We start from the raw sequence: 16,639 nt of genomic DNA, 5'->3' as shown, positions 1-16,639 counted from the left end.
ACCTGTTGTATTGCAGTGGCGCGAGCAGCTTTGCGCAGCCCGAAGGCGCGCTGCGGAACGTGGGGCGCTGGCGGGCGTTGATTTTCCGCCCGGCGGCACATGCCCCCCTCGCGTTGTTCGGACGGCTCGCCAGTGCGCGCGCCGCGTTTTTTTTGATGGAACGGACGGTCTGTCAAGACACGTCGTCTGGCGTTAAGTTGCATCGCGCGGTCGCTGACACTGCGGCGACCAGGCGATGGCTTCGCATTGACGCGTCACGCGACGTAGCGCGCGACGCTCACGAATTGACAGACGCTTCCGGCGAGCACGAACAGATGCCAGATTCCATGTCCGTGCCGGATGCGTTCGTCATTGACGAAAAAATAAATGCCGGCGCTGTAAATGAGGCCGCCGGCCAGCAGCCATGCCGTTCCTGCCGCCGGCAAGGCCTCGATGAGCGGGCGAACCGCGACCACCGCGAGCCAGCCCATCACCACGTAGAGCACCATCGAGAGCGCTCTCGTGCGCCGCCCGAGCGTGAGCTCCTGCACGATGCCGAGGACCGCGAGCCCCCAGCTCACGCCGAAGAGCGACCAGCCCCAGGGCCCTCGCAGCGTCACGAGCGTGAACGGAGTATAGCTGCCCGCGATCAGCAGGTAGATTGCGGCATGGTCGCACTTCTGCAGTACGGCCTTCAGGCGCGGGCCGCGCACGCCGTGATACAGCGTCGAGATCGTGTAAAGCGCGCACAGCATCGCCCCGTACACGGCAAAGCTTACGACCTTGTACGCGTCGCGATCCAGTGCCGCGAGCGTCACGAGCGAAACCAGCCCCGCTACCGACAGCATCGCGCCCAGGAGGTGAGTAAGGCTATTCAGACGCTCACCGGCGTGCATGACGACCACTCCTTCTTCTTCTTGCACGCAGCGCGCGCCAGCGGAGAGTCGTCCCGGCACACGCGGCGCACGGTGCTCAAACCGCAGTGTTCAAACTCACGCCCGACGGGCCACGCAAGCGCCGCTAGAGCCAGCTCAGCGGGGCCCGGCGCCAAATAGCGAAGGGCGCAGCCCGCGTTTTCTGCGGACTGCGCCCTGTCAGGCAGACGCCACTATAACAGGCGTCGGTCAGTCGAGCGGCGATGAACGCAGATCTGCCACCTGCTGCGGGGACACCGGCATGCCCTTGTTGCCCCAGGACATGCGGATGAATGTGACGACCGCGGCGACTTCCTGGTTCGAGAGCGACTGCGCGAACGGCGGCATGCCGTACGGCCGCGGGTTGCCCTCCGTGCTCGGCGGATAGCCGCCGTTGAGCACCATGCGGATCGGGTTGACCGCCGAATGCATCTGGATAGACTGGTTGTTCGCAAGCGGCGGGAAGTTCGGCGGCATGCCGAGACCGTTCTCCGCGTGGCACTTCGCACACTGGTCATGGTAGATCTTCTGACCTTGCTGCAAGAGTTCGCCACCGAACGCTTCCGAGGTTTCCATCTGCATCGTTTCGGGCGCTTCCTTCTTCTGCGGGATGGTCTTCAGGTAGGTGGCCATCGCGTTGATATCCTCGGGCGTGAGGTATTGCAGACTATTGTGGATCACGTCCGCCATCGGGCCGAACACCGCGCCGCGCTCGGAGACGCCGGTCTTCAGCAGGCTCGCGATGTCCTTGATGTCCCAGTCGCCGAGGCCGCCTTCGCTCGACGTGAGCGAAGGCGCGTACCAGTTCTGCAGCGGGATCAGGCCGCCCGCGAAGGCAGCCGAGTTCACCGGGCCGCCCATCGCGTTGATGGACGTATGGCACATGCCACAGTGGCCGAGGCCTTCCACGAGATACGCGCCGCGGTTCCATTCGACCGACTTGGTCGGATCGGGCTTGAACTCGCCCTCACGGAAAAACAGCGTGCGCCAGCCGATCAGCAGGTTGCGGTTGTTGAACGGGAACTTGAGCTCGTGCGGGCGGCTCGGCGCGCTCACGGGCGCAACCGAGCGCAGAAAGGCGAAGATCGCGTCGGAGTCGGCGCGTGTGACCTTCGTGTAGAAGGCGAACGGGAAGGCCGGATAGAGCAGGCTGCCGTCTTTCGAGCGGCCCGTGTGCATGGCGCGATAGAAGTCGTCGGCGCTCCATTTGCCGATGCCGTACTGGTCGTCGGGCGTGATGTTGGGGGTGTAGAGCGTGCCGAAAGGCGTCGCCATCGGCAGGCCGCCCGCGAACAGCTGGCCGCCGCGCACGGTGTGGCAGGCAATGCAGTCGCCGACGCGGGCGAGATATTCGCCCTTCTTGATGAGCGCGGCCTGGTCGTCGGGCGTCGCGGCCTGCGCGGCGCTATTGTGCAGGTAGTCGGTGCCGGACCAGAGCACCGGCACGAGGGCCGCAGCGGCGGCCACGACGACGGCGGAAAGTGCGAACAGGGACTTGCGGTTCATATTGGCTGTCTCCCCGGCGCCTTATTGCGGTTCGCTGCCGCAGGCGAGCGGCGTTTTCAGTGAGCCAGCCGGCGCCGGCACGGGGTTCTGCGGCGCGCTCTGCGTGGAGAGCCAGGCCGCGACCGCGTTCACGTCATCGTCGGTGAGACGCGTGGCGATCTCATGCATGCAGTCGGGTGCCTTCGCGTGGCGCGAGCCCGAGCGCCAGGCGCCGATCTGCGCGCTGATGTAGTCCGCGTGCAGCCCGACCAGGCCCGGAATGGCCGGCTCCATGCCCGTGAGCTTCGCGCCGTGGCAGGCCGAGCAGGCGGGCACCTGCTTGGCCGGATCGCCGTGCAGCACGATCTGCTGGCCGCGCGCGAGCGTGGAGGCGCCGACCGTGGGCTTCGCGGGCGGCGGGTAGGGCGGCCGCTGCTGCGAGAAGAACGTCGCGATCTCGTGCAGGTAGTCGTCGGAAAGATAGGTGACCAGATAATTCATCGGAGGGTACTTGCGGCGACCCTCGCGGAAGTTCATTAACTGGTTGAACAGGTACTCGGCCGGTTTGCCGGCGAGACGCGGGAAGTAGTCGTTGTCGGTGCCCTGGCCGTGCGTGCCGTGGCACGCGGTGCAGCCCTGCACGCGCGCCTCGATCGTGTCGGGCGCTTTGGGCTGCGGGGTTTGGGCTTGGGCAGCACTGAGAACGCCGGTCGTCCCGAGCAAAAGTGCTGCTCCCAGAGGCGCGACGAGCGGAATGAGCGGTCGGAAGATACGTCTTGGGGACACGCGTAACTCCATCTTTATCGTGGACCTGACCAGGCTTCGAACGGCCCGGCTTGTAGGCTGCGCGCGATGAAAGCAGAAGACCGTGCGCGCTGCGGCGACGCAGCAGATTCTATCATCCGGGACTAATAGTGACCATTTGCCACATGCGCCAAGTCGATGCCTTCGAGGTGCCGCCGCGACGCGCTTGCGGCAGATCGTCGCGGCGTCGCCGGTTATGATTCTGCACCTGTTCGCCGATCGGTGACACGGGGTTGTCCCGCACCCGTGCGACTCGCGTCGAGAGCACCATGCCGTGCGCATGACATGTGCGGCGCGCGTGCTGTGCGTGTGCCGTGCCGGCGGTGGGCTCGTGCCCTGATGTGCCTCGATGATCGCGGGTTCAACCCGTGTTGAACCCGCATTGAACCGATCGGCTTGGCGCCTATCGAACCAGGCACCCTCGCCAGGCGCGCGCGGGACGGGTATCCACGCGGGGCGCGCGCCGCTGCCGTTTTCATGTTGTTTCCTTGCCACTTGTCTCGATGACTCCAATTGCACTTTCCCTACCGTTTCTGCAGGGCCGCTTTTCGGCCTGTTCCTCGTCCCGCGAAGCCCGCGCAAGCCACAACCCGCGGGAGGGCGAGGTCCGATGAAAGCTGACTGGCTCTGGATCGGGCAGGTTGCCATGGCGGCCCTCGTCAACGTGGCGTATGCCTTCGCGCTCGGCTCGGCGTTCTACGGCGCGTGGCTCGACAAGGACGGCCGCACGCCGGTTTCGCCCGTGCGCCTCGCATGGCTGCGCGCTCAACGCTCGTTGCGCGCGGCGGCGCTCGTGCTCGTGGTGGCGCTGCTCATGTGGCTGCTCTACGAGAGCGCGTCGATCAGCGGCGAGCCGTTGCCCGGCGCGTTCGGCGTGCTCGGCACGGTGCTCGCGCAAACGCATGTTGGCCATGCCTGGTCCGTCGCGTTCGCAGGCGCGCTCGTGCTGCTCGGCTGTGCGTTCGCGGCGCCGGGCGTGGTGCGCGACGGCGTGCTGTGGCTCGCGCTCGTCGCCACCGCGGCCGGGCGCGCGGGACTCGGCCACGCCGCCGATGCGGGCTTCGCTTCGGCAGCGCTCGGGCTGCATACCCTGCATGTGCTGAGCGCGAGCGCGTGGGGCGGCGTCGTCATGGCGGGCGGCCTCGCCGTGCTGCCGGCGCTTGGGACATCGACCGCGCGCGGCGTGCTGATCCGCACGGCGGGTCAGGTCTCGAGCGTCGCGTTCTTCGCAGTGGGTTTCATGCTCGCGACGGGCGTGTTCGATGCCGTGCGCGGCAGCGGCGGCTCGTACGAGGCGATCGTCGCCAGCACCTGGGGCCGCGTGCTGTTGCTCAAAGCCGCGCTCGTTGCGCTCGCGCTGTTGCTCGGCGGCTTCAACCGCCTCGTGGCGATGCCCGAGTTGCGACGCGCGGCGTCGACGGCGGCGGCGCGCCGCTTCGTCAACGTGATCCATCTCGAAGCGATTGTGATGATCGGCGTGCTGGTGAGCGCGGCCGCGCTCGCGCACAGCATGCCGGGCTACGTGTTGCAGGGCTGAAACATCGCCGATGGCGCTCGTTTCGCGCGGGCGCTCACTCGTAGCCGAGCCGGTGACTGAGGATCGGTGCGCAGAAGAGGGCGATGGCGCAGCCCGCGGCGTTGCCCTCGAGCGCGGCGAGCGCCGCCGCCGATGGATTCGCGATCAGCTCGATCGCGTGCGGCGCGCACCACAGCGCCGCGACGCCGATCGCGGCGTATTCCACGAGGGCGATGCGCCAGCCGCGCGTGAAGGCGACGGCGGCCGCGAGCACGCGCAGGAAGCCGAACGCGACGAGCGCGCCGACCGCGGCCTGCTCGCGGATCAGATAGTCGGGAAGAGACGCATCCATGGAGTCCCTTGCAACGCGGATGATGGTTTGCAAGGGATTCAGCAAGGAGCAGGCCAGCGGGTGCCGCCGGCGCAGGCCTGATGGCTTGGAAAACGGCCGTGCCTTGAATGGCGCGGCGGTGATCGGCTTGGCTGTGTGCGCAAACGACATATGCCGTTCGCACGGCGCCCGATGCAGCGCGCCAGTCCACGCAAAACGTTACGTCGCAGAAACACGCGGCGAAGTGGGCTGTGGAGTGGGTGCGCGAAGCGGGCTGAGATGCGGCCGCCATGTAACGGCCGTCACGCAATAGCCGCCACACAACAGCCGCCACGCAACAGCCGCCACACAACAGCCGCCACACAACAGCCATCATGTAACAGCGCGTCACGCAACAGCCGTTGCGTGCGCGCCGTTCACACCCGCATCACCATTCGGCGACGCTGCCATCCTCGTGGCGCCACACCGGGTTGCGCCAGCGGTGGCCGGTCTTCGCCATCTCGCGCACCTTCTCTTCGTTCACCTCGATGCCGAGGCCCGGACCCTGCGGAATCGAGACGAAGCCGTCTTCGTAGCGGAACACTTCCGGATTCCTGATGTAGTCGAGCAGATCATTGCCCTTGTTGTAGTGGATGCCGAGGCTTTGCTCCTGGATGAACGCGTTGTAGCTCACCGCATCGATCTGCAGACAGGTTGCGAGCGCAATCGGACCGAGCGGGCAATGCAGCGCGAGCGCGACGTCGTAGGCCTCGGCCATCGCGGCGATCTTGCGGCACTCGGTGATGCCGCCCGCGTGCGAGGCGTCGGGCTGGATGATGTCCACGTAGCCGCCCGCGAGAATGTGCTTGAAGTCCCAGCGCGAGTAGAGCCGTTCGCCCAGCGCGATCGGCGTGCTGGTCTGGTTGACGATGTCGCGCAGCGCCTCGACGTTTTCGGAGAGCACCGGCTCCTCGATGAACATGAGCTTGAACGGATCGAGCTCTTTCGCGAGCACCTTGGCCATGGGCTTGTGGACGCGGCCGTGGAAGTCCACGCCGATGCCCACGTTCGGGCCCACCGCTTCGCGCACGGCCGCCACGTTGTTGATGACGCCTTGCACCTTGTCGAAGGTGTCGATGATCTGCAGTTCCTCGGAGCCGTTCATCTTCACGGCCTTGAAGCCGCGCTCGACCACGGCGCTCGCATTGTTGGCGACGTCGCTCGGTCGGTCGCCGCCAATCCACGAGTAGACCTTGATCCTGTCGCGCACCTGGCCGCCCAGCAGCGCGTGCACGGGCACGCCGTGATGCTTGCCCAAAATGTCCCATAACGCCTGGTCGACGCCCGCGATGGCGCTCATCGAAATCGGGCCGCCGCGATAAAAGCCCGCGCGGTACATCACCTGCCAGTGGTCCTCGATGAGGCGCGGATCCTTGCCGATCAGGTAGTCGGCGAGTTCGTGCACGGCCGCCTCGACCGTATGCGCGCGGCCCTCGACGATCGGCTCGCCCCAGCCGACGATCCCTTCGTCCGTTTCGATCTTGAGGAAGAGCCAGCGCGGCGGAACGACGAAGGTTTCGAGCTTGGTGATTTTCATGCGGTGTCTCCAATATCGATGGGATTGGGCGCTTTCGCGCCTCGTCTCATCCCATGCAAAGCTGAACGTTAGGCGGTGCGACGCGCAAGGCGCTATCGGCGCGTCTTCAGCGCACATGCTACTGCAAAAATCGCCTTTAAGTGCTATTAATAGTATTATTTCGGCTGGCTTCCCAGTATCTGGGCTGGTGCACATGGCAAATATGGGAGAACGGTGATTCAACGCGATCTGCACGGCACAGTGGCCTACGAACTCGGTAGCGCGATCCTGCGCGGCGACTATCCGCCCGCGTCGGTGCTGCCGCGCGAGGCCGAACTCATGGAATCCTTCGACGTGAGCCGCACGGTGCTGCGCGAAGCGCTGCGCACGCTCACCTCGAAGGGGCTCGTGGAGTCGCGACCGCGCGTGGGCACGCGGGTGCGCGCGCGCGACGCGTGGAATCTGCTCGATGCCGACATGCTCGACTGGTACGCGCGCGTGGCGCCGCCTCTCGCCTTCGCGCTCAAGCTCCAGGAAATGCGCGAGATGATCGAGCCGTTCGCGGCGGGCCTTGCCGCGAGCGCGCACGACGCCGATGCGCTAGCGTCGCTCGCCAGCGCGCATGCGGCGATGGAGCAGGCGCGCAACGTGGACGAATGGGTGCGCGCTGACCTGCGCTTTCATCTCGCCGTGCTGGGCGCTTGCCGCAACGAACTGCTGGTGCCGCTTGGCACGCTGATCGAGCGCACGTTAGAAGGGCAGTTGCGCGTGAACGCGAAACGCGCCGAGGTGTTCAACGCGGCGCTGCCTGACCACACCGCCGTGTACGCCGCGATCGCGCGCCGCGATGCGAGGGCCGCGAACCACGCGATGGCGGCGCTTCTGCGCGTGACGCGCGAGCGCATCGAGGGTTGATCGCACAGGCAGTGCAGTCGTTCGCACAACGAATGAAAGCACATAGCGCGGAATATCGGATAACCACCGCTGCAACGCGTGCGTGCCACTGGCACGCACGCGTTGCGCTAGATACGCGCGAAGACGGAGGTAGCCGCGTTCAGCGCGCCTCGACCGGCATTCTGGCGAGTCCGAGCGCCGCTTGCAGGATGGCCACGCGTGACTGGCCGAGAATCTGCCCTTGCCATTGCGGATCGTCGAAACAGAATGCGGCGCGGATCTGCTCGCGAATGGCGGTCGCTTCAGGCGCATGCGGATGGCGGCGCACCCAGACATCGGCGCGCAGCATGTGGAGCATCGGCACGAGCGGCACCGTGCCGAACTCGATCGCGATCGCCGTTGCCTGCGCGTGCGGGCAGCTCGTGCGCAGCGTGTCGAGAATCGGGCCGCCCACGTTCGAAGCGATCGTCGAGCCGTCGAGCGGACTCGCGACATCCGCACCCCACCAGGCCCGCGCGCGCTCGAGTTCTGCTGCATCGAGGCGTCCCGCGCAGATCTTTTCGCCGTGTCCGGCGGGGCCAAGACCGGTATGGAAGTCGATCCAGCCGATCTGGGTGCAATGGCTCGCATGTTGCGCGAGCAGCGTCTTGATCAGGCGGGTGCTCCAGACAGGCCGCTCGCCGCCATAGAACAGACCATCGCGATGACGGTACTGGCCGGTCGTCAACGCGTGCTGGTAGGCCGCTTCGCCGTGGCGCGAAATATAGTCGGCGATGGCTTCGGCGTTCGCCGTCGAAGGCGGCCATTGCGGTGGCACCAGCAGCGCGTGCAATGCCTCGTAGCCCTCGTTGAACGGCAGCGGACACGCGAAATCGACGCTGTTGCGATTGAGGTCGACGTTGTCCTCGTTCGTGCGCGAAAGCCACGAGAAACCGTAGGGGTTGATCGCGTGCACGACGAGCACGGCCACGCCGAGCGAGGCGAGGCGCGCCTGCAACGCGGCGTCGCCGAGCAACGCCGTTTGCGCCGCGCTCCCGCAAAAGCCCTCGACGCCGTGCGTGCCCGAAGTCAGCACGAGCAGGCGCTTCGCGTCGGCAGGACCGAGGCGCGCGACGTCGGTCGCGAGCGCCTCGCCTTCGCGCCCTTCGATATCGGGGATCACGTGGCTCGCGAGCGCAATACCGCGCGCGGCGGCGGCGCCCATGAACCGGGCACGCGCCTCGCTGTAGGTAGCGGAAAAAGGAGTGGCGGACATCGGCGCTTACTTCGTGAGGAAAGCTTCCACTAGCCGGACCCAATACGTCGAGCCCAGCGTGAGCACGTCGTCGTTGAAGTCGTAGCTCGTGTTGTGCAGCATGCAGGGACCGAGGCCGTGCCCGTGCGCGCGATGATCGCCGGTGCCGTTGCCGATATAGGCATAGCATCCGGGCCGCTCGAGCAGGAAAAACGAAAAGTCCTCCGCGCCCATCGTGGGGTCGATATTGCGCACCACGTGATCGGCGCCGACCACTTCCTTCATGACGTCGAGCGCGAAGTGCGTTTCGGCCTCGGTGTTGACCGTCGGCGGATAGTTGCGATGGAACGAGAAGTCGACCGTGCAGCCATAAGCCGCCGCCGTCGCCTCCGAGAACTCGCGCATGCGCTTCTCGATCAGATCGAGCACCTCGATCGAAAAGGTGCGCACGGTGCCGGCCAGCGTTGCGGTGTCGGGAATCACGTTGATAGCCTCGCCAGCTTGCATCTGCGTGATCGAGAGCACGGCGGCGTCGATCGGGCGCTTGTTGCGCGTCATGATGCTCTGCAGGCCCGTGCCGATCTGCATGGCCGTCACCACGGGATCGATGCCGTCTTGCGGAATCGCCGCGTGCGCGCCCGTTCCCTTCACGACGATGCGAAATTCGTTGCTCGACGCCTGGGTTGCGCCTACGCGTGCGCCAAAGCTGCCGGCAGCGAAGCCCGGCCAGTTGTGCAGAGCGAAGACCGCATCGACGGGAAACTTCTCGAAGAGGCCGTCTTCGAGCATCGCCTTCGCGCCGCCGCCGCCTTCCTCGGCTGGCTGGAAGATGAACACGATGGTGCCGTCGAAATTGCGATGCCGCGACAGATATTGCGCTGCGCCCAGCAGCATGGCGGTGTGGCCGTCGTGCCCGCACGCGTGCATCTTGCCCGTGTGCTTCGACGCGTGCGCGAACGTGTTGAGCTCCTGGATCGGCAGCGCATCCATGTCGGCGCGCAGGCCGATGGTCTTCTTGCCGGTACCGTTGCGCAGCACGCCGACCACGCCGGTCTTGCCCAGACCGCGCGTGACCTCGATGCCCCAGGACTCGAGCCGCTCGGCGACGAGCGCGGACGTGCGCTCCTCTTCGTAGCGCAGTTCCGGGTGGGCATGGATGTCACGGCGGATGGCTTGCAGCTCGGCTTCGGCCGCGGCGATTTCGGCAATGATGGTCATGAGAATTCCTTCGTTTCGTTTCGGTGATGCTTTGTGGCAGCCTTGCGCGAAGGCGGCCGCGGATGGTGAATGCGTCGGATGGCGAATGCGTCGCGCCGCCTACAGCAAAGGCTGGCGCGAGCGGTCTTTCAGCAAGAGCAGGGTGACGAGGCCCACGGCCGCGCCGAACAGGCCGTAGTACACGACGGAGAGCTTGTCGCCGGTCCAGCCGATCAGCAGCGTGGCGATCGCGCCGGCGAACCCGCCGAAGATCATCACCGCAAAGTTGTAGCCGATGGCAAGCGACGTGGCGCGCACCCGCGCCGGAAAGAGTTCGCAGACGAAGGCGCAGTACGCACCCTGGAACAGGCCGAGCGAGAGCATCAGGCAGCACTGCACGAGGATCAGCACCGGCAGCGTGGGTACGGCGCTCACGAGGCTGAAGAGCGGATACGCGACGATCAGGCTGATGAGCGCCGAGGCGACCATCGGCTTCTTGCGGCCAAAGGCGTCGGAGATGCGGCCCGAAGCGAGCGTGCCGACGATATAGGCGACGGCGGCGCACAGCGACGCGATCACCGAACTCTCGAACGGCACGCCGAGCGAGCGCGTAGCGTAGCTCGGCATGTAGTAGTAGAAAAGGTAGGTGCCGATCGTGCCGTACACCGTCAGGCCGAATCCCGCGAGCACCTGGCGCCAGTGCGAAACCAGCGATTCGAGCAGGGGCGAGCGCTTTGCCCGCGCTTCGTGGCGCGCGTCGGTGAACACGGGCGACTCGTTCAGACGCGAGCGCACATAGAGGCCGACCGGCACGATCAGGAGGCCGATCGCAAACGGGATGCGCCAGCCGAACGCGCTGATCTGGTCGGACGTGAGCGTCTGCGTGATCGCGACGCTCGCTGCCGCGCCAAGCAGCATCGCGCAGGCCTGCGCGATCATCTGGAAGCTGCCGTACACGCCGCGCCTCTCCACGGGAGCGTGCTCGACCAGAAACGCCGTTGCGCTCCCCACTTCGCCGCCCGCCGAAAAGCCCTGCAGGAAGCGCCCGACGAGCATGAGGACCGGCGCGGCGATGCCGATTTGCGCATAAGTCGGGGCGAACGTGATGACGGCGACGCCCAATGCCATCACGAAGATCGTGACGAGCAGTGCAGACTTGCGGCCGTGCCGGTCCGCGTAGTTGCCGAGCACGATGCCGCCGAGCGGGCGCGTCAGGAAGCCGACGCCGAACGTGGTCCAGGTCGCGAGGAGCGCGGCCGTGGGGTTATCGCTGGGGAAGAACTGCTTCGCGATCACGGCGGCGAAGAACGTGAAAACCGTGAAGTCGAACCATTCGAGCGCATTGCCGACGGTTGCGACCGCAATCACGCGCAGGTCGATCTTTTGCGCAGTGCCTGGCGCGTGCGCCGGCGTGCTTGCCCCGGCAGTGTCGATTGAAAACCCCATCCGGATGTCTCCTCCAGTTGCTGGTTTGATTCGCTTGCGTCGAAACTCGCGTTCCAGACGCGCGTCTCCTGGTGCGGCCGGTGTTCCCCGGCGCACGCACGACTTTCGTGCCAAATCATTCTGGTTGCGCAGCAAGTTAAAAAAAAGTGATATTTTTTGAAGCGCGACTTCAGTAGATTTGATGAGTCGTATCAGAGAATTGGGAGGGGAAGTCCGTTGAGTACGCTACGATTTTTGCGCACGTTCGACGCCATTGCGCGATATGGGTCGTTTGCGCTCGCTGCGGAGCATCTGTCGCTGACCCAGTCGGCGATCAGCATGCAGATGCGCTCGCTCGAGGAAACGTTCGGCCAGCCGCTGTTCGACCGTGCCGGACGCACGGTCGTGCTCAACGCGATGGGCAAGGCGCTGCTGCCGCACGCGCAGGAGATGCTCGCGCAGTACGAGGCGATGCGCGTGCTGGCGGCCGGCATTGAAGCGCAGACGGGGCCGGTCACGATCGGCGCGGTGGAGTCGGCCGTGAGCGCGCTCGCCCAGGCCGTGGCGAAGCTGAAGACCGCGCGGCCAAGCCTGGAGATACGCATCCTGACGGCGAGGTCGATCGAACTCGCCGCGAGACTCGATGCGGGTGACATCGACTGCGCGGTGCTCGTCGATGCGCCGGGACGGCGGTCGGCACGCGTGCGCTGGACGCCGCTGTATAGCGAGCCTGTCGTCGCCCTGGTGCCTGCGGGCCTGAAATCGCACTCGGTGGCGGAATTGCTGAGGAGCGAACGGTTCCTGCGTTTTGACGGCACGCAACGAACGGGAGCGGTGATCGACCGGGCCTTGCGCCGGCGGCGTTACACGGTCAACGTGTTTCTCGAACTGAGTTCGCTGGAAGGCCTGGCGGCGTTGGTACGGCAAGGCGTGGGCGTCACGGTCGTGCCGCTGCTACGGCATTCGAGCTGGGCTCACGACGAAGCGCTGCGCGTGCTGCCCTTGCCGGGCGAATCGGATCTACGCAGCGTTGGGATGCTCGAGCGTGCGGAGCATGACAAGAAACACATCACGGGGTTGATCGCGCAACAACTCGTGGCGGCGGTTTGATGCGGGTTCGGCGGGGGGAATGAAAAAAGCCGCTGAACCTTGCGGAACAGCGGCTTTTCGCATTTGGTGGCGAATCAGGGACTCGAACCCCGGACCTGCGGATTATGATTCCGTCGCTCTAACCGACTGAGCTAATTCGCCGAAGAAGACGAATTATGGCGATGCCATCGGAGTCTGTCAACCCCCGTCGCCATCTTTTTTCAAGAAGGCATTCGCGGGCGGCAAAGCCCTCCTGCGAATGCCCCAAAACAAACGCTCAATCCTGCGCGTAAATATCCGAGTCCTTGGTTTCCCGCACGAACAGCATGCCGATCACGAAGGTCCCCAGCGCGATGATGATCGGATACCAGAGCCCCGAGTAGATATCGCCCCTCGCCGCCACGATCGCGAAGGCCGTTGCCGGCAGGAAGCCGCCGAACCAGCCATTGCCGATGTGATAGGGCAGCGACATCGAGGTGTAGCGGATGCGCGTCGGGAACATCTCCACCAGCATCGCCGCGATCGGTCCGTACACCATGGTCACGTAGATCACGAGAATCGTCAGGATGACCACCGACATCGGCCAGTTCAGCTGCGCCGGGTCGGCTTTCGGTGGGTAACCCGCCGCCTTCAGCGTGGCAGCAAGCGTCTTCTCGAACGTTGCGCCCGCTTCCTTCGCCCCGGGAGCGCGGCCGTTAAAGGTATCGATGGTCGTGTCGCCCACCTTGATCTGCGCGAGCGTGCCCGCCGGCGCGGCCACGTTCTCGTAGTTCAGGCCTGCTCTCGAAAGCGCGCTCTTCGCGATGTCGCACGAACTCGTGAACTTCGAGGTGCCCACCGGGTTGAACTGGAACGAGCACTCGTCCGGGTTCGCGATCACGACGATCGGCGCGTGCTGCGTGGCCGCTTCGAGCGCCGGGTTCGCGAAGTGCGTGAGCGCCTTGAAGAGCGGGAAGTAGGTGAGCGCCGCGATCAGGCAGCCGGCCATGATGATGGGCTTGCGGCCGATCTTGTCCGAGAGCGAGCCGAAGAACAGGAAGAACGGCGTGCCGATCAAGAGCGCGAGCGCGATCAGGATGTTGGCGCTGGCGCCGTCGACCTTGAGCGTCTGCGTGAGGAAGAAGAGCGCGTAGAACTGGCCCGTGTACCACACGACGGCCTGACCGGCGGTGATGCCGAAGAGGGCGAGGAGCACGACCTTGAGGTTCTTCCACTGGCCGAATGCTTCGGCGATCGGCGCCTTCGAGATCTTGCCTTCGGCCTTGATGCGCTTGAACGCCGGCGATTCGTCGAGTTGCAGGCGGATCCAGACGGAAACGGCGAGCAGCAGGATCGAGGCGACGAACGGAATGCGCCAGGCCCACGCCGCGAACTGCTCTTCGCCGACGAAGGTGCGCACGCCGAGGATCACGAGCAGCGACAGGAACAGGCCGAGCGTGGCGGTCGTCTGGATCCACGAGGTGTAGAAGCCGCGGCGTCCGGGCGGCGCGTGTTCCGCGACGTAGGTCGCGGCGCCGCCGTATTCGCCGCCGAGCGCGAGGCCTTGCAGCAGCCGCATGGCGATGAAGATCACCGGCGAGGCAATGCCGATCGACGCATAGCCGGGCAGGAAGCCGACCACGAAGGTCGAAATACCCATGATGACGATCGTGACGAGGAACGTATGCTTGCGGCCGACGAGGTCGCCGAGGCGCCCGAAGACGAGTGCGCCGAACGGCCGGACCGCGAAGCCCGCGGCGAAGCCGAGCAGCGTGAAGATGAAGCCTGCCGTGGGATTGACGCCGGAGAAGAAGCTCTTACTGATGAAGGCCGCAAGCGAGCCGGCCAGGTAGAAGTCGTACCACTCGAACACAGTGCCGAGCGACGACGCGAAGATCACGCGTTTTTCGTCGCTGGTCATCGGCGCGTGCGAGACTTGTCCGCCAACGGTTGCCATAGATGTCTCCAATATTGATATGCGTGTGGTCCGCGGGGCAGGCCAGCCTGTGGCGGGCTGTCCTGCTATCGACGGTCCTGCGGAGCATTATTGGAATGGAAACTTACGGGCTTCTGACGCGCGGGCCAGTTTCCGGGGCGAGTGGAAGAATAGGGCTGAATCAGACAATTTCGGTCAAAGTGTCGCCAAATTATCTCATCGATGATCCAACGTCTTTTAACGAATCGAACATGGGTTGTGCGATGCGCGCCGGATAAGGGTAAGTCCCATCCCGGCTTTCTGACTCGGCTCGTCAGTTTCGAGGCGGATTGGCTGCCCGGGCGGTCCGCGCCAGGTCAAGCCCGCTCGCGCAGCCGCAGCGTCACGCGTACGAGCGTCCCGGCGAGGCGTGGCGTTTCCTGATAGACGTGGTCGTCGATGGCGAGCGTGCCGCCATGCATCGTCGCGATCTCGCGCACGATTGCGAGGCCGAGCCCGCTGCCTTCGCCGTCGCGCCCGAGAATGCGGTAGAAGCGCTCTATCACGCGCTCGCGCTCGGCGGCGGGAATGCCGATGCCCGTGTCTTCCACTTCGAGATGGACCACGCCCGCCGCGGGCTCCGGGCGCACGCGCACCGTGATTCGCCCGCCCGCCGGCGTATAGCGGATCGCGTTGTCGATCAGGTTCGAGAGCATCTCGCGCAGCATGACGGGGTTGCCGTCCACTTCGACGCGCGCGTTCCCTTCGCCTTCTTCGCCGTCGTACTGCGTCTGCGGGCCTTCGTAGCCGAGGTCCATCTGCTTGGCCAGCGCCGGCTGCACCCAGTCGCGCACCGCGTGGCGCGCCACGTCCGCGACGTCGACCGGCGTGAAGATCTGTCCGGACATGCGGTTTTCCGCGCGCGCGAGCGCGAGCAGTTGCGTGACGAGCCGCGCAGCGTGCTCCGAGCTCGTCGCGATCTGCTCGAGCGAGCGATGTACTTCGGCTGGCGCGTCCTGGCGCAGCGCCAGCTCCGCCTGGGTGCGCAGGCCTGCGAGCGGGGTCTTCATCTGGTGTGCGGCGTCGGCGATGAAGCGCTTTTGCAGCTCCATGTTCTGTTCGAGCCGCGTGAGCAGGTCGTTGAACGAGGTGACGAGCGGCTCGATCTCGGGCGGCGCGCGGCGCGCTTCGAGCGGCGAAAGATCGTCGGGGCGACGCATGCGGATATTCGATTGCAGCGCGTGCAAGGGCGCGAGGCCGCGCGAAAGCCCGAACCACACGAGCAGGATCGCGAGCGGCAGGATCACGAACTGCGGCAGGATCACGCCCTTGATGATGTCGTTGGCGAGCTGGCGGCGCTTGTCGAGCGTTTCCGCGACCTGCACGAGCACCGGTTGCTTGCCGCTCGCGAGGTGCGCCGGCTCGACGGTCGTGTAGGCGACGCGGATGTCGGTGCCATGCAGCGTGTCGTCGCGGAACGCCACGACGCCCGGCGGCGGGCGGTCCTCGTCGTGCGGCAGCGGCATGTCGCGGTCTCCGCCCACGAACTCGCCCTGGCTGCCGAGCACCTGGTAGTACACGTTGTCGATGTTGTCGGCGCTCAGGAAGTCTCGCGTGGAAGCGGGCAGCGTCAGTTCGGCTACGCCGTTGACGGGATGGATCTGCCGCGCGAGCACATAGGCATCGGTTTCGAGCGCACGGTCGAAGGGCCCGTTGGCGATCGACTTCGCGACCAGATACGTCACGGCGATACTCATCGGCCAGAGCAGCAGCAACGGCGCGAGCATCCAGTCGAGAATCTCGCCGAAAAGCGAGCGCGGGCGCGTCTCGGCCGCGGCTTCGGTTTCGTCGGGCGGGGCGAACGGATTGGCGTAGCGGGCGTCGCGCGCGTCGTCGTCGAGGGCGTCTGCCGCGAATGCGGTCGCGCCGGAGGCGGTTTCACCGGCCACGCCTGCGGCGCCCTTGGGCGGCACGGCGCGCGCGATGGGAGGACGCCCGGCCATCGTCGGTCCCGCCTACTTGAAGTAGTGGCTGGCGGGCATCGCCGGCACGGCGTCGGGCGCGCCGGCCTCGGCCCGGGCGGGTGTCTGGCCTGCGCCGGCCTGCGCTTCCTTCGCCTCTTTTTCGAGGCAGTAGCCGAGCCCGCGCACGGTCACGATGCGCACGCCGCCCGTTTCGAGTTTCTTGCGCAGCCGGTGCACGTAGACTTCGATGGCGTTGTTGCTGACCTCTTCGCCCCATTCGCACAGGTGGTCGACGAGCTGCTCCTTCGAGACGAGCCGCCCGAGCCGCTGCAGCAGCACTTCAAGCACGCCCAGTTCG

At 65.9% G+C, this 16,639-nt stretch carries 14 protein-coding genes and 1 tRNA gene; 3 read left to right on the top strand and 12 right to left on the bottom strand.

The window, feature by feature from the left end:
- Positions 1-254 precede the first annotated feature (254 nt).
- The 3 genes from trhA to VMJ11_RS09495 all read right to left on the bottom strand — a co-directional run bounded on the left by trhA (position 255) and on the right by VMJ11_RS09495 (position 3,176).
- A complete protein-coding gene (trhA, locus tag VMJ11_RS09505) occupies positions 255-875 on the bottom strand; it encodes a PAQR family membrane homeostasis protein TrhA (protein WP_325619161.1) in 621 nt (206 codons plus the stop codon).
- Positions 876-1,103: 228 nt separating this feature from the next.
- Complete coding sequence (locus VMJ11_RS09500) at positions 1,104-2,399, bottom strand: cytochrome c (RefSeq protein ID WP_325619160.1); 1,296 nt, start codon at positions 2,397-2,399, stop codon at positions 1,104-1,106.
- A gap of 21 nt (positions 2,400-2,420) precedes the next feature.
- Complete coding sequence (locus tag VMJ11_RS09495; RefSeq protein ID WP_325619159.1) at positions 2,421-3,176, bottom strand: c-type cytochrome; 756 nt, start codon at positions 3,174-3,176, stop codon at positions 2,421-2,423.
- A gap of 616 nt (positions 3,177-3,792) precedes the next feature.
- On the opposite strand from VMJ11_RS09495, the gene VMJ11_RS09490 reads away from it, so the two are divergent.
- Positions 3,793-4,719, top strand: a complete 927-nt coding sequence (locus tag VMJ11_RS09490; RefSeq protein ID WP_325619158.1) for a CopD family protein — start codon at positions 3,793-3,795, stop codon at positions 4,717-4,719.
- 34 nt (positions 4,720-4,753) lie between these two features.
- Here the strand turns inward: VMJ11_RS09490 and VMJ11_RS09485 are convergent, their stop codons facing one another.
- Together VMJ11_RS09485 and dgoD are read right to left on the bottom strand one after the other, a co-directional pair.
- On the bottom strand, positions 4,754-5,050 hold the full coding sequence (locus VMJ11_RS09485) for a hypothetical protein (protein ID WP_325619171.1): 297 nt from the start codon (positions 5,048-5,050) through the stop codon (positions 4,754-4,756).
- A gap of 406 nt (positions 5,051-5,456) precedes the next feature.
- Positions 5,457-6,605 (bottom strand): galactonate dehydratase, encoded by a 1,149-nt coding sequence (gene dgoD / locus VMJ11_RS09480; protein ID WP_325619157.1) that lies wholly within the window; start codon positions 6,603-6,605, stop codon positions 5,457-5,459.
- Between the two features lie 216 nt (positions 6,606-6,821).
- On the opposite strand from dgoD, the gene VMJ11_RS09475 reads away from it, so the two are divergent.
- A complete protein-coding gene (locus VMJ11_RS09475; protein ID WP_325619170.1) occupies positions 6,822-7,499 on the top strand; it encodes a FadR/GntR family transcriptional regulator in 678 nt (225 codons plus the stop codon).
- A gap of 139 nt (positions 7,500-7,638) precedes the next feature.
- On the opposite strand, the gene VMJ11_RS09470 is transcribed toward VMJ11_RS09475, so the two are convergent.
- From VMJ11_RS09470 to VMJ11_RS09460, 3 genes are all read right to left on the bottom strand, one after another.
- Positions 7,639-8,733: a M14 family metallopeptidase gene (locus VMJ11_RS09470; protein WP_325619156.1), complete on the bottom strand. Its 1,095-nt coding sequence runs from the start codon at positions 8,731-8,733 to the stop codon at positions 7,639-7,641.
- 6 nt (positions 8,734-8,739) lie between these two features.
- Entirely contained in the window at positions 8,740-9,930 is a 1,191-nt protein-coding gene (locus tag VMJ11_RS09465) for a M20 aminoacylase family protein (RefSeq protein ID WP_325619155.1), read from the bottom strand.
- A 99-nt stretch (positions 9,931-10,029) separates the two neighbouring features.
- Entirely contained in the window at positions 10,030-11,355 is a 1,326-nt protein-coding gene (locus tag VMJ11_RS09460; RefSeq protein WP_325619154.1) for an MFS transporter, read from the bottom strand.
- A gap of 216 nt (positions 11,356-11,571) precedes the next feature.
- On the opposite strand from VMJ11_RS09460, the gene VMJ11_RS09455 reads away from it, so the two are divergent.
- Positions 11,572-12,444 (top strand): LysR family transcriptional regulator, encoded by an 873-nt coding sequence (locus VMJ11_RS09455; protein ID WP_325619153.1) that lies wholly within the window; start codon positions 11,572-11,574, stop codon positions 12,442-12,444.
- Between the two features lie 64 nt (positions 12,445-12,508).
- On the opposite strand, the gene VMJ11_RS09450 is transcribed toward VMJ11_RS09455, so the two are convergent.
- From VMJ11_RS09450 to VMJ11_RS09435, 4 genes are all read right to left on the bottom strand, one after another.
- A tRNA-Met gene (locus VMJ11_RS09450) sits at positions 12,509-12,585 on the bottom strand.
- A 115-nt stretch (positions 12,586-12,700) separates the two neighbouring features.
- Positions 12,701-14,359 (bottom strand): MFS transporter, encoded by a 1,659-nt coding sequence (locus tag VMJ11_RS09445; RefSeq protein WP_325619152.1) that lies wholly within the window; start codon positions 14,357-14,359, stop codon positions 12,701-12,703.
- A 335-nt stretch (positions 14,360-14,694) separates the two neighbouring features.
- Positions 14,695-16,320, bottom strand: coding sequence for a sensor histidine kinase (locus tag VMJ11_RS09440; RefSeq protein ID WP_325619151.1), 1,626 nt, complete (start codon positions 16,318-16,320; stop codon positions 14,695-14,697).
- A gap of 12 nt (positions 16,321-16,332) precedes the next feature.
- Positions 16,333-16,639: helix-turn-helix domain-containing protein (locus tag VMJ11_RS09435; protein ID WP_325619150.1), on the bottom strand; the 307-nt coding region annotated here is incomplete at its 5' end.

This window comes from Paraburkholderia sp. (assembly GCF_035501035.1).
Classification (GTDB): Bacteria; Pseudomonadota; Gammaproteobacteria; order Burkholderiales; family Burkholderiaceae; genus Paraburkholderia.
This window is presented reverse-complemented; position numbering and strand designations above follow the sequence as displayed.